The organism is Vibrio sp. STUT-A16, from assembly GCF_026000495.1.
GTDB lineage: Bacteria > Pseudomonadota > Gammaproteobacteria > Enterobacterales > Vibrionaceae > Vibrio > Vibrio diabolicus.
The window spans coordinates 352869-366945 of sequence record NZ_AP026766.1 but is presented as its reverse complement, the minus strand read 5'-3'; the positions used below and the strand labels follow the sequence as shown (position 1 = coordinate 366945).

Sequence of the window (14077 nt, the reverse complement as noted above, 5' to 3'; positions counted from 1 at the left end):
TACCCATTGTTAATGAAGTTGGCGGGCAGTATAAATGAGGCTATGATTAGGCTAATAACAACATAAAAACCAAATACATCAATATTCGGACAAAATGGCACTTATTGACGAAGAAACACAATTTGACGCAGACAAAATTTCTAATTATGTAGTGGGAATTGCTGCGGATATTGGCAAGCACGACTCAGGTATGCATCAGCACAAAAAAGGGCAGTTATTGTACGCACCTCAAGGTTGTATGAGTTTTGCTCTGGAAGACTCGATTTGTATTTTGCCACCGACAAAGGCGGTTTGGATCCCACCTAATACGCCGCATCGCGCACTAATGACGAATGTGGTAGCGTATCGATCTTTGTATTTTGATTGTGAGGAGTTTGCCTGTCCGAGTAAGATCACGATGATAGAAGTGAATAATTTACTCCAAGCTCTTATTGATAAAATGTCATTTTGGGAGTGGGCTAAGCCTAGCGGCGAGATGGTAAATACGACGGCGCTTTTTTGGGAGGAGTTTTATGCTGCGAAACGTTATTCGTTTCAGTTGCCTTTGCCATCACATCGGCGCTTAACAACGTTTCGTCGAGAGTTGGTTGAACCTTCATTTCTCGCTCCTTCGCTTACTACTCTTGCAAGCAAAGTTGGGGCAAGTACCAAGACGGTAACACGATTATTTAAGTCGGAAACGGGTATGAATTATCAAGATTGGCGTCAACAGTGGAGGCTCTTAAAAGCAGTTGAACTGTTATCAACGGGAATGCAAGTCAGCGCCGTTGCTGATTGGCTGGAGTTTTCTTCAGACAGTGCTTTTATTGCATTTTTCAAAAAGCAAACTGGGCAAACACCGCTAATGTTTATGAAAACTAGACCTTAAAACATCACGATGCTTACGTATTTCTTTAGTACAAATTTGGGCTTTATAGATTCCGTATATATTGGTTCACATAGTGAAATGCTATCGAGCACGTTACTTGTGTTTACTCGGCAGCTGACGAAAATATTGAGTAGCAAAGTCAATAAAGGCTCGGATGCGTTTTGGTTGATGTCGGTCGTGATGGTAAAGGAGTGAAAACTCCACACTCGGAATGCTCCAGTCGGTAAACACTTCTTTTAGCTTGCCTGTCTGGAGTTCTTGTTGGCAATAAAGTGCTGGTACACGGATGATACCATTTCCCGCCAACGCTGCTTTTATCATTACTCTGCCACTCTTACATCGTAACTGTCCACGTATCTGGTGTTCCGTTGACTGCTTTGTATTTGTGTTCTCGAATGCCCAGCGTGTCACACTACCTGTCAAACAAATGTGTTTTTCTAAGTCTTTTGGATGCGAAGGATAGCCATGTGTTTCTAAATAACTTGGGCTTGCGTACGTCCCCATTTCCACATCAATCAGTTTGCGAGCGATAAAGTTGGAGTCGTCTAACTTTCCCATTCGAAAAGCGATGTCGAATTCATCCGCGATTAAATCGACACGATGGCTGCTAAAATCTAAGTTAATGTTCACTTGTGGGTGTTGGATTAGAAACTGAGCAACGATATCTGCGACAACGTCTTCCCCTAAATAACCCCCCACGCAGTTGATACGAATTTCGCCTCTTAATTCTTCTACATCATCAACCACTGCCATAACAGCTTGATCAATATTGTGAAGGGCGGTTTCACACTGTTTATACAGAACCTTGCCTGCTTCGGTGAGCTTCAGTGTTCGAGTGGTTCTTTGTAGCAAAGTGGCACCAATCTGTTGTTCCAGATTTGTTATTTGACGTGAAACGTGTGAGCGAGAAACGCCAAGTTGCTCTGCTGCTTTCGTGAAGTTTCCTAGTTGAGCGATTAGGACGAAAGAGCGGATATCCGCAAGGTTGATGTGTGTTTGCATGATGACTTCTGCGTAATTCAAAAAAGTATTGTTGCAGTATAACAACAGTGTTTCAACTAGGTCGGTATATATCAACAAACTAAGTTTTCTTAAACTTATCGCCATTGAGGTAAACCGTTCTATTAAGGATTCAAAATGAAAAAGTTAATTGTTATTACAGGCGCTAGTTCAGGCATTGGTGAAGCGATTGCACGTCATTTCAGCGAACAGGGCCATGCTCTTCTTTTGTTAGCAAGACGTGTAGAACGTTTAGAAGCATTAAACTTACCAAATACGCTTTGTGAAAAGGTAGATGTGACCGATAAAGCTTCTTTTGAAGCGGCAATTGAGAAAGCAGAAGCGTTGTATGGTCCGGTAGATGCACTTGTAAATAACGCAGGCGTTATGCTTCTAGGCCAGATAGATACTCAGGACGCATCGGAGTGGAAGCGCATGTTTGATGTGAACGTACTTGGCTTGCTAAATGGCATGCAGTCCGTTTTAGCACCGATGAAAGCGCGTAACAGTGGTACGATCATTAATATCAGCTCTATTGCGGGCAAGAAAACATTTCCTGATCATGCCGCTTACTGTGGTACCAAATTTGCGGTTCATGCGATTTCTGAAAACGTACGTGAAGAAGTCGCATCATCGAATATTCGCGTTACGACTATTGCACCTGGCGCTGTGGAAACTGAATTACTTTCACATACTACGTCTCAAGATATTAAAGATGGCTATGATGCTTGGAAAGAGGATATGGGGGGCGTGTTGGCAGCCGACGATATTGCACGAGCAGTGCTGTTTGCTTATCAGCAACCGCAAGGTGTATGTGTTCGCGAAATTGCTTTGGCACCGACAAAACAGCAACCTTAACATTAATTTACAGCGACTTCTGGATCATTAGGGCTGTGAATACTTGCACACCGATTCGTGATTGATATGGCATCTTTCAACTAAGTCGTATGAAAATTTAGGTTACCCATTTAAGTCCGTAGCCTAAGTGTGTTATTGCTTATACCCAAGTTACTCAAGGTGAGAAAAAACTTTGAGTAATTTGGGTTTTTATTTGGTCTCAATTTTTAGTATGTAGCTCTATTGGGGTCAGCGGGCCACAGTCGTAAAGAAAAGGAGAAGGTGACGTAAAGCAAAATGAAGCAATATCCATAGCTTAATGAGAATTGATTTCATCAACGTCACAAGCCGTTACAATTATCCGTTAGGTATTATACTTTGTGGGTGGTTAATATTTAACCAAACAAGGAGGTGTGTATGAAACGATTCGCGAACATACTTTTTGCAACACAAGGATTGCCTGGTCATAGTGAGGCGCTCGAACAAGCGATGAGGATCGCATCCAGCAACAAAGTACCTGTTTCAGGGCTAATTGCGTGCCCCGATTTCCCCGCGGATATGCTCCAGTATCAGCAAAGTTATGAGCAATCGCTACAAGACTCCCTCAAACAAAGCATTCAGGAATACAGACAGAAGCTCGATCTTTCTGAAGATGATCTGGCATTTCCTCTTACTGTGAAAAGCAGTGAAAAACCCGCTGTCTGTATCATTAAAGAAGCATTAGCTGACAACAAAGATCTTATCATCAAAGAAGCTGAACCACTCGGTGAAGGTGCTGAAGGCTTCAAAGCCATTGATATGACACTGTTACGCAAATGTCCTTGTCCATTATGGTTACACCGACCGATTGATAAGCCGAGAGACAAACGCCGTGTGGCTGTTGCTATAGATCCGTTAACGGCGAGCGATGAACAGCACTCATTAGCGGTGCGTTTACTTGAATTATCTCGTTCAATAGCCGACACCTGTGACAGTCGTTTACATGTGATTTCTTGCTGGGAATATTACTTAGAGAACTACCTACATGACAATGCTTGGATTCAAGTCGACGATGCTGAGTTGAAACATGAACTCGACAAAGCAAAAGCCGATCATAAACAAGCTCTACAACAACTGCTGGAAGAGTCGGGGATTACGGGTGAAATTGTGATTCATCATTTACACGGAAAGCCTGATGAAAAAATCCCGGATTACGTAGAAAGCATAGAAGTGGACGTTCTAGTCATGGGTACCTTAGCGAGAACTGGGATATCTGGCTACGTCATTGGTAATACGGCTGAAAACATTTTGCAATCTATAAACTGTAGTTTGGTCGCTCTTAAGCCCGATGGTTTTGTATCGCCGATTCAGTAATTGGTGTGTAACAAACCTGGGTTTAAGTGGTTGTTTTAGGTAAAGGAGGGAGACGGAGTTCTAGAACATGGAATTATCAGTGTATCAATAAGTTATCAGAGGAGAGTGACATGAAAAACCTATGCCCGAAATGCCACACAGAAATGATAGAACGTTCGAACGTTTATGTTTGTCCGAGAAATGATATCGGTGACTGCACCTACGATGCGTTCGAGTTAACTGATGACGATAATCCATACACATTCAGTCGAGAACACGTAAGTAGTGATCTACGTTCTTACACCGTAGCGGACAGTAAGTAGCTGTTTGTATTAACGTTCCTTTAAGTAGCATTCAGTGATCGCTGTTTGCTACTTATCCCTTGGTTTTATGATCTTTTTTGAAATACTTGGGCTAAAACAATCAAGTGGAGCTTTTTATCTTTGCGCCAAATAGGGCGAACTTTCTTATAAAAATGAATGGGCTGCGATGTTGAATAGCATAACGGGTAAAGAAAACCTGCCGAAAAATCCCGATAATCAGTTGGTCTTACTGATTTTCCCTGTGCTGCCAATTTTATTCTTCTCTTTTCTTTTTTACATCTACACACCCGCAGGCGTAAGCTGGAATGCGGAATGGATACCAGGCCTCGATATTAACTTCAGCTTTAGGTTAGATGGTCTGTCATTCCTTTTTGCTGGGCTGATCAGCGGGATTGGCGCACTGATCCAAATATACGCTTTGGCTTACTTACGAGAAAGTGATAGCCGATTTTCCTTTCATTTATACCTAACCCTATTCATGCTTGCCATGCTAGGGATTGTGATGAGCGATAACATCCTATTGTTGTTCGTTTTCTGGGAACTCACCACCATCACTTCTTACATACTGATTGGTTTTAATCACGAAAACAAAACGTCACGAAAAAATGCACTGCAGTCGTTGATCGTTACAGGTGCTGGTGGATTAGCGTTGTTAGCTGGACTTATCTTGTTGGGAGCGATGGCAGGGAGTTATGAGTTACATACGATCATCGCTCAGGCGTACACTATTGCGCAGCATGAATGGTTTATCCCATCTCTCGTGCTCATACTACTTGGTGCATTTACTAAATCTGCGCAGTTCCCGTTTCATTTTTGGCTACCTAACGCGATGGCAGCGCCCACTCCAGTCAGTGCGTATTTACACTCGGCAACAATGGTAAAGGCGGGCATTTACTTGTTAGCACGTTTATCGCCAGTTTATGCTCATAGCGAGGTTTGGTTTTATGCCTTAGTGATCACAGGGAGTATCACCGCCGTTTGGTGCACGTTTGTCGCATTAAAACAAACTGACTTGAAGCTGATGCTAGCCTACAGCACGAACGTGGCTTTGGGTAAATTAACATTATTACTAGGTATGGGCACAGATTTGGCCGTGAGTGCAGTATTGATGTTTATTCTCGCTCACTCTTTCTACAAAGCTGCACTGTTTATGGTGGTGGGGAATATCGATAAAGCGACAGGAACGCGAGATATTGATCAACTGTACGGTCTGAAATCAGTGTTAATCATCAGCATGGTTGCGGGGAGTTTGGCTGCATTGTCTAAAGCGGGATTCCCCCCGTTGTTAGGCTTTTTGAGCAAAGAATACATGTACAAATCCGCAGTAGAGCTCAATAACGGGATCGCTTTTGTACTTTTAATGGTCAATATATTGATGGTTGCGCTAACCATTATGCTTATTGCGAGACCATTCTTTGCTCGCCGTGATCTCGTGCCAATTGAAACGAAGCCGATTGAGGCCAAAAAGGCTATGTGGGTATCACCTTTACTCTTGGCACTTGGCAGTCTCATCGTTCCTTTAGTCGGTTTAAATTGGTTAGATCACCACATCATCTTTCCTGGCTCTGCTGACATTCTGCCTGCAGCCGATATTAAAGCTACATTATTATGGCATGGCGTGAATGTACCGCTGGTCCTAAGCGTTATCACGCTAGTATTGGGGTATGTGGTGTACCGTGTTTATCCTACTGTGTCTGCATTTTTTCAGCGGTTACATCTGTTCGTACCTAAAGCGGAGAACGCTTTTGAACGACTATTAGATGGCATGATGACACTGGCGAAGTGGCAAACGGCGCTGTTGCAGCAAAAGCAGTTGAGTCGTTATGTTCTGCTATTTTTCACGGTACTCGCCGTCGCTTTGCTTGGTCAGGTAGCATTTATTCCTCTGCCTTTGTTTGAACAGCTTTCAAACGTGGCTTTCTATGAAATTGGCATTGCCTTATTGCTGGTTGGTGCAGCGATCGTATGTACGTTGTCTCACTCAAGGCTTCTTGCGATTTCTGCGCTAGGTATGATTGGTTTTATGACCACGCTTGTTTTTATGATCTACAGTGCTCCGGACGTCGCGAAGACTCTACTGTTAGTGGAAACATTAATGGTGGTCTTTTTAGCATTGTTAATGCGTCATATGCCGCGTTTAACCACCGTGCCCAAGCATTCAATAAAACGCAAATTGGCGAATGTTTGTATAGCGGGCGTGATAGGTGTTTCGATTACTTTCCTCTTGTTAGGAATCACGTCCCAGCCGATGGATTCATCGGTGTCGGATTTCTTTGCGGAAAATAGTGTCCCAGGCGGGCATGGGCGCAATATTGTCAACGTCATTCTCGTCGACTTTCGTGCGTTCGATACATTGGGAGAGGTTGTCGTCGTTGTCATTGCTGGGATTGCAGCAGTGAGCTTGCTTAAGACAAGAGCGAAAAAGCAAAACCGTATTCAATCATTAATTTTTGCAACCACGGCACATATCGTCGCGGCACTCATGCTCGTGTTCTCAGTGTATCTGTTATTACGTGGTCATAACGAACCGGGTGGTGGCTTCATTGGTGCACTGATTGCCGTTATTGGCTTATCGCTTCTCATGTTCGCGGAATCACCGAAATACGTTCGTTCTAGATTGTATTTCAAGCCGTTTTTCATTGCGTTATTTGGCATCGCATTGAGCTTGGTATCTGGCGCTTTGAGCTTTGTGTTTGATAAACCGTTTTTAACCGGATTGTGGTGGAAAGATATTATACCACTAGGTACGCCGTTGGTTTTTGATGTTGGTGTTTATCTTGCCGTTATAGGTGGCGTGATGGGGATGCTGCTTCGTATTAATGAGGAGCTAGAGTGATGGAAATAGTCTGGAGTGTTGTCGTTGGAGTATTTGTCGCCGCAGGCGTTTACTTAATGCTGGAAAAGCATATCTTGCGTCTTTTGTTCGGTATCATGTTACTCAGTAGTGCGGTTAACCTTGCTATTTTTACCGCGGGAAGGCTGACTCCTGGAGAGCCGCCACTGATTGGCGATAATGCGCTTTTACCACCCGACGGATCGGCAAATCCTCTACCTCAAGCGCTGATTTTAACTGCGATAGTCATCGGTTTTGGGCTACTTATTTTTGCTTTAATGTTGTTCTATCGAGCTTATAAAGATTCTGGAACCGCAGACGTCGATGAAATGCAACGTTCTGAGGAGGGTCAATGAGTTCGATTTTGCTGACGTTACCTGTTGTTCTTTCATTGAGTACGGCGCTGACCATTTTCTTTGTACGTCGCTCAACAAAAAGTGCTGAGTGGTTAAGTGGCGCGAGTGCGATTTTGAACCTTGTTGTCGCAGGCCTTCTCACAGAAAACATCATAAGTAATGGTATTCAAGCCGTTGCTTTTGGCCAGTGGCAAGCACCGTTTGGTATCGTCTTTGTCGCAGATTACTTCAGCGTTGCCATGGTGATGATCACGGCAGTGATTGGTGCGATATGTGTTTTCTATGCCATGGCGGACCTTCACCGAAAACCTTCCTATAGCAATTACCATGCGTTGACGCACGTGTTGCTTGCTGGTGTTTATGGTGCGTTCCTCACCGGAGATATTTTTAATCTGTATGTTTGGTTCGAGGTCATGCTCATCGCGTCATTTGGTTTAATGGTATTAGATGCAACGAAAACTCAAATTGATGGGGCAGTGAAGTATGTGATGTTGAACCTGATTTCGACGCTAGTGTTCTTACTTGCCATTGGTTTGTTGTATGGCGCAACGGGCACCTTGAACTTGGCAGACCTCTATACCAAAGCGGGAGAGAGCGAACTGAGCATCAACATGATGTTGTCCGCCTTGTTTTTGTTTGCCTTTTCTATCAAAGCGGCACTATTTCCTTTATTTGCTTGGTTGCCAGCTTCTTATCACACCTTACCAAGTGGTGTGGTTGCGCTGTTTGCTGCGTTGCTTACTAAAGTCGGCGTATACGCGTTAATACGAGTCTTCACATTAGTATTTCCGCTCGCCGAGAGTGGTTGGCAGCCGACGTTGATTTGGATTGCTGGCCTCACCATGTTAACGGGCGTTTTGGGGGCGGCAAGTCAATTCGACATTAAGAAAATTCTTTCTTTTCACATCATTAGCCAAATAGGTTACATGATAATGGGGTTGGCGATTTACACTCCCTTAGCTTTGGCTGGTGCCATTTTCTACATTGTCCATCACATCATTGTAAAAGCGAATTTGTTCTTAATCGGTGGCTTTATTGAGCGCAAATATGGCTCTAGTCAACTTGAACATTTGGGCGGGGTATATAAAGCAATGCCTTGGTTAGCGTTCTTGTTTCTTGTCCCTGCGTTTTCTCTGGCAGGATTTCCGCCGCTCTCTGGTTTCTGGGGCAAATTTTTGGTGATCAAATCGAGTTTACAGGCTGAATATTACTGGTTAGCCGGTACCGCGCTGTTGGTGGGGCTGCTTACCGTCTACTCGATGACGAAAATTTGGAGTGAGGCATTCTGGAAAAAGCCGGTTAGGGAGAGAACAGAACAGACTCTGCAAGTCAAAGTACATTGGTTGTATTGCGTTCCAATTGCCGTATTGACCATGTTCACGTTGATCATAGGCTTGGTGGCGGAGCCTTTTTATCAGTTTTCTGTTCAAGCTGCTGAACAACTGTTAAATCCGAATGAATACATTCGAGCGGTATTGGGAGGAAATCTATGATCTATCTATTCCTCAATCTTTTCTTAGCATTAGCATGGATGATGTTAAACGGCAGCTATTCGAGTTTGAATTTTATTGTCGGGTTTACGGTCGGTTTTTTTGCCTTACGGTTGAGCCAACCATTTGGATTAAAAACCAGCTACTTTCGACGTTTTGCGTCGGCATTAAAGTTACTGGTGTACTTCGCTTATGAAATGATCATATCGGTTGCAAGAGTCGTGTGGGATGTCGTGACGCCAACGCATTTGAGCCAGCCAGATATCGTCTATGTCCCTTTGGACGTCGATTCCGACCTTGAAATCACCTTACTTGCGAATATGGTTTCGTTAACCCCGGGCACACTCAGTTTGGACGTTACGCCTGATAAAAAGCATCTTATCGTTCATGCCATGTTTGCACCTGAGCATGAAGAAGTTATCCGTGGAATTAAAAACGGATTAGAGCATCGAATTTTGGAGGTGACGCGTGGATAGTTGGCTGCAAATAAGTGTCACTTTTGCCTATGCAGGGCTATTACTCAGTTTTGTTATGGCTTTCTTCCGTTTAATTTTAGGACCAACGCTGGCTGACCGAGTTGTGGCGTTAGATTTGATTTCATTTATCACCATCGGTTTTATTACGGTTTACACCTTAGACAGTGGTGAGGATGCCTTGTTAGATATCGCCATTACATTAGGTTTGGTCGCATTTCTTGGCACAATCGCATTTGCGCGTTTGATCGTTAAAAGGAAGGAGAGAGAATAATGGATGTGTTGATTGGGCTGTTTTTATGTTTAGGGACGTTATTGATCCTAAGCGCTAGTTTAGGTGTGTTGCGGTTGCCAGATCTATATACCCGAATGCATGCCGCAACCAAAGCCGGTACCGTTGGAGTTAGTTGCTTACTACTAGCGGTTGCCTTCTCACTCCCTGAAGTTACTGTGATCTCTCGGGTTATCGGTACGATGTTGTTTATCGTTCTCACTGCGCCAGTTGCCTCCCACCTACTCGGAAGAGCAATGCGAGAGGTCGGATATAAGATTTGGCGCAATGATTAACCATTAGCGTCGAATAGTACTACGTCCTAGTTGAAATAAACTCGAAGCTGTATTGATGAAGTCGGAAGTAATTGACGGTATATTCAAATGCACGACCATCTTCTAGGTAACCAGTGGACTCAACTTTTAGAATAGGGGAAGCTTCTGATTCATTCAGGTATGAGGCCGTCTCTGCATCTAACAAATACGGTTTGACAGACTGACTGCTTTTCGCAATTTTCAATCCTTTGCTATTTTCAATGTACTCATATTTAGAACCATTCATTATGGCTATGCTCAAGTCTGGAAATAACACTGCTGGCATATGAGTGACTTCGTAAATTTCAGGCTCATCATTAATACATCTGAGTCTATGTATTTCATATGTATCATCATTGGGCGAGAGATTTAACTGCTTAGCAACCTGCTCATTCGGCTTTTTAAGTTCGAACTTTATGACTTGAGAGCTAGGAGTTTTCCCCTGTTTACTGACTTCCTCGATAAAACCCAGCAAATGTAAGGCATCATGTTGGGCTTTTAGATCGTTTACATAAGTTCCACTACCTCTTGTCCGACTAATTAAATTATTATCGACCAGAATTTGTAAGCTTTTTCTGATGGTTACGCGGCTTACGGAAAACTCTTCTTGCAAATCACTCTCTTTTGGAAGCATCGATTTAGGTTGTAGTTCCCCATCTTTGATCTTTTTTTCTAATCGTTCCGCAATGTCTATGTATTTGGGTTTCATAATACCTCGCTAAGTCTTGGATCATGATAGCAAGAATGTGATCTGAGATGTAGTTAATACTTTTCCTTAGGATCTTTGTGTGATTTTTATCTCGTATCTTTGTGCTTACACTTTAAAAGTATCATAAAAGTATTAATGCTTATTTTATACATTTTCAGGGTAAACATTTGAGGTAGCGAAATGAAACGTCAAAAATTAACGATTGTTGGTGCTGGCAGTACATACACACTTGGTATGATGAACAGCCTTATTGCCGAAAAAGATAACTTTCCACTCGCAAAAGTCGTGTTTTACGACATAGATGAAAAACGCCAAGAGTCGAATGCATTAGCTACTGAAATTCTATTGCGAGAACACTATCCAGAAGTTGAAGAGTTTGTTTATACAACGGATAAATCTGTCGCATTCGCAGATTCGGACTTTTTCTTTATCCAGATCCGCACTGGTGGGTTGGCCATGCGCGAGCGCGATGAACAAATCCCGCTATCCAACTCTTGTGTTGGGCAAGAGACATGTGGCGCGGGAGGAATGGCATATGGACTTCGCTCTATCGGCGACATGATCCAGCTAGTGAACGAGATCCGACAAACGTGTCCAGATGCGTGGATTCTTAATTACACCAACCCGGCGGCAATTGTCGCTGAAGCTTTAAATCGTGAATTTCCGCATGATAAGCGAATTCTAAATATCTGTGATATGCCAGCAGCGATTATGGTCAGCTATGCGCAATTGTTAGGGTGTGAAATTTGGGACTTTGTTCCTGAATACTTTGGGCTTAATCACTATGGCTGGTTTACCAAAATTCGTAACAAACAGGGTTATGACTTAACGGATAAAATTAAAAATATCATCTTAAAAGAAGGGATCAGTGCGGTTGATGCGGAAATAGCGGATGACCCATCGTGGCAAGCCACATTCAAAAACATGAGAACGATGCTTGCTGATAATCCAGAGTTTTTGCCGAATACGTATCTTCAATACTATTTGTACCCTGAAAAAATGGTGGCGAAAGAGGATATCAACAATACTCGCGCAAGGCAGGTAATTAACGGCCGTGAGAAGCGAGTGTTCGAATTGAACGCAAGAATAATTGAAGCGGGCACCACGAAGCACGAAACACTGCATGCCGATATCCATGGTCGATACATGGTGAGAGTCGCGGCTTCGCTAGCCTACAACTTGAGCGATGTATATCTCGTCATCGTACCGAATAATGGTGCTATTACAAACTTACAAAATGACGCTATGGTAGAAGTTCCTGCAGCGCTAACTAGTGATGGACCGAAAGCTTTTACTGTAGGAAAAATCCCAACTTTCCAAAAAGCCATGATTGAGAGCCAACTTGGTTACGAGAAATTAGTCGTGGATGCTTGGTACGAAGGAAGTCAGCAAAAGCTGATTAATGCACTCACACTTAACCGTACCGTGGTTAATGTGCCAAAAGCTAAAGAAATAACAAAACAATTACTAGAAGAAAATAAAGCCTACCTTCCTCAATTTTTTCAATAACAACTGGACGTTCGGGGCCTACTTGTAGGCTCCGTGAATGAAACAAGAGGTTTATATGAAAGACATTATTCAAAGGTTCGGGGCCGCGATGTTTGTTCCCGTTCTATTATTTCCAGCAGCGGGCATGTTATTGGGTTTCTCCGTTGTGCTGTTAAATCAAGAAGTGTTTCCTTGGGCACTGGAGGGGAGTGCTTGGGTTAAAGTCTCGACGATCATTTTACAGGCATCACTCGCCGTATTTAAAAATATGGCACTTATTTTTGCCGTTGGGTTACCTATCGCTTTAGCTAAAAAAGCATCTGGTCGCGCTGTACTTGCAACACTCGTTTCCTACATTACGTTTAACTACGTTATTGGTGGAATCCTTCAATTTTGGGGACCAGAACTGGGCGTTAACTATACGGAAGGTGAGCGAGGTTTGACTGAAGTTGGTGGCATTCTAACGCTTGATACAAACTTGCTAGGTGCCATTTTAATTGCAAGTCTTTCTGTTTGGGTTCACAACCGATTCTTTGATAAAAAGCTACCGGATTGGGCGGCTGTATTTGGCGGAACGCCATTGGTTGTGATCATTAGTTTCCCAATTATGGTCGTGATGGCAATTCTAACTTGTTTGACTTGGCCAAGTATTCAGCATGGTATTAACAATCTGCAATCATTTTTGGTTTCTGCTGGATCTTTAGGGGTATGGCTATTTACGTTTTTAGAGCGAATCATGATACCAACGGGGTTGCATCATTTCGTATATGGTCCCGTTTTTTATGGGCCAGTTGCAGTCGATGGCGGGACGGTTGCCTATTGGATTCAAAATATACAGACATTCGCTCAGAGCTCGGAAAGTTTAACGACACAATTTCCCCAAGGTGGTTTGATGTTGACGGGAATGGGTAAAGTGTTTGGTTGTACGGGTATCGCACTAGCACTTTATTCAGTTGCGAAAAAAGAAAATAAAAAGATGGTGATGGGGTTAGTGCTCGGAGCCGCAATCACAGCAATTCTTACAGGGATCACTGAACCAATAGAGTTTACATTCTTATTTATCGCACCTGCGCTGTTTGCTTTGCATGCGTTGTTATCTGCGACAATGGCAACGATCGCCTTTATGTTTGGTGTTTCCGGTAACTTTCAGACTGGCTTGATAGACTTTATTTTCCAAAACTGGTTGCCTTTGGCTGGTAACCATGCGGGAACATACGTGATTCAGATTATTATTGGTCTCATGTTTACTGGTGTTTACTTTGTGACGTTTCGCGCGCTTATTTTAAAATACAACATACTTACTCCGGGACGTGAAGGTGCAGATAGTAAGTTGTATTCCAAAACTGACTACAAAGAAGCGAAAGCGGTCCACAACAGTAGCGCAAGTCCGTCACAAGCTAGTGCCTTTATTGAAGGTTTGGGTGGAAAAGAAAACATTGAATTGTTAACTAATTGCGCGACGCGTCTGCGTGTTAAAGTTAAAGATGTCTCCCTTGTAAAGGAGAACGCATTTTTCACACAGCACGGAGCGGTGAATATTGTTAGAAATCAAGAGAGCCTTCAAATCATCGTTGGTTTAACGGTGCCACAAGTTCGCGAAGATATGAGCCAACTGATAAAAGCTTAACCCCCAAACTAATGCTCCAGCTCATATGGTTCAAAGGTGAGATAGAATTATCTCACCTTTTTTGTGTACATGAAGCATATTTCGCTCAGTTTCCACAAAAGTGGGGAGGAGTTATCGAGCGAGCTAAAAATACAGTTAGGTTATACCCGTCTGTATT

The 14077-nt window shown here is 43.1% G+C and carries 14 protein-coding genes; 12 read left to right on the top strand and 2 right to left on the bottom strand.

The genetic code is table 11. The features are described 5' to 3' along the window. Positions 1-94: 94 nt before the first annotated feature. Positions 95-868, top strand: a complete 774-nt coding sequence (locus OO778_RS18235; RefSeq protein WP_264912316.1) for a helix-turn-helix transcriptional regulator — start codon at positions 95-97, stop codon at positions 866-868. Between the two features lie 93 nt (positions 869-961). On the opposite strand, the gene OO778_RS18230 is transcribed toward OO778_RS18235, so the two are convergent. Then, complete coding sequence (locus OO778_RS18230) at positions 962-1870, bottom strand: LysR family transcriptional regulator (RefSeq protein ID WP_031780274.1); 909 nt, start codon at positions 1868-1870, stop codon at positions 962-964. A gap of 135 nt (positions 1871-2005) precedes the next feature. Between OO778_RS18230 and OO778_RS18225 the strand changes: the two genes are divergently transcribed. From OO778_RS18225 to mnhG, 9 genes are all read left to right on the top strand, one after another. Beyond that, a complete protein-coding gene (locus OO778_RS18225; protein ID WP_264912315.1) occupies positions 2006-2725 on the top strand; it encodes an SDR family oxidoreductase in 720 nt (239 codons plus the stop codon). 396 nt (positions 2726-3121) lie between these two features. Then, a complete protein-coding gene (locus tag OO778_RS18220) occupies positions 3122-4057 on the top strand; it encodes a universal stress protein (RefSeq protein WP_046875927.1) in 936 nt (311 codons plus the stop codon). Between the two features lie 110 nt (positions 4058-4167). Next, positions 4168-4359, top strand: a complete 192-nt coding sequence (locus OO778_RS18215; RefSeq protein ID WP_005392611.1) for a hypothetical protein — start codon at positions 4168-4170, stop codon at positions 4357-4359. 166 nt (positions 4360-4525) lie between these two features. Next, entirely contained in the window at positions 4526-7195 is a 2670-nt protein-coding gene (mbhE, locus tag OO778_RS18210; RefSeq protein WP_264912314.1) for a hydrogen gas-evolving membrane-bound hydrogenase subunit E, read from the top strand. Next, on the top strand, positions 7195-7548 hold the full coding sequence (locus OO778_RS18205) for a Na+/H+ antiporter subunit C (RefSeq protein ID WP_074190527.1): 354 nt from the start codon (positions 7195-7197) through the stop codon (positions 7546-7548). Before mbhE ends, OO778_RS18205 begins: the two co-directional genes overlap by 1 nt. Beyond that, positions 7545-9041: a Na+/H+ antiporter subunit D gene (locus OO778_RS18200; protein ID WP_074190528.1), complete on the top strand. Its 1497-nt coding sequence runs from the start codon at positions 7545-7547 to the stop codon at positions 9039-9041. Before OO778_RS18205 ends, OO778_RS18200 begins: the two co-directional genes overlap by 4 nt. Continuing rightward, a complete protein-coding gene (locus tag OO778_RS18195) occupies positions 9038-9514 on the top strand; it encodes a Na+/H+ antiporter subunit E (RefSeq protein WP_005392607.1) in 477 nt (158 codons plus the stop codon). Before OO778_RS18200 ends, OO778_RS18195 begins: the two co-directional genes overlap by 4 nt. Then, positions 9507-9785, top strand: coding sequence for a cation:proton antiporter (locus OO778_RS18190; RefSeq protein WP_046875930.1), 279 nt, complete (start codon positions 9507-9509; stop codon positions 9783-9785). Before OO778_RS18195 ends, OO778_RS18190 begins: the two co-directional genes overlap by 8 nt. Then, positions 9785-10078, top strand: coding sequence for a monovalent cation/H(+) antiporter subunit G (mnhG, locus tag OO778_RS18185; protein WP_005392605.1), 294 nt, complete (start codon positions 9785-9787; stop codon positions 10076-10078). Before OO778_RS18190 ends, mnhG begins: the two co-directional genes overlap by 1 nt. Positions 10079-10097: 19 nt before the next feature. Here the strand turns inward: mnhG and OO778_RS18180 are convergent, their stop codons facing one another. Further along, the gene (locus OO778_RS18180) at positions 10098-10805 is read right to left on the bottom strand and encodes a GntR family transcriptional regulator (RefSeq protein ID WP_005373312.1); all 708 of its coding nucleotides are present in this window, start codon (positions 10803-10805) and stop codon (positions 10098-10100) included. 180 nt (positions 10806-10985) lie between these two features. Between OO778_RS18180 and OO778_RS18175 the strand changes: the two genes are divergently transcribed. Continuing rightward, positions 10986-12314: a 6-phospho-alpha-glucosidase gene (locus OO778_RS18175; RefSeq protein ID WP_006741068.1), complete on the top strand. Its 1329-nt coding sequence runs from the start codon at positions 10986-10988 to the stop codon at positions 12312-12314. Between the two features lie 55 nt (positions 12315-12369). After that, the gene (locus OO778_RS18170) at positions 12370-13920 is read left to right on the top strand and encodes an alpha-glucoside-specific PTS transporter subunit IIBC (protein ID WP_074190707.1); all 1551 of its coding nucleotides are present in this window, start codon (positions 12370-12372) and stop codon (positions 13918-13920) included. Positions 13921-14077 lie beyond the last annotated feature (157 nt).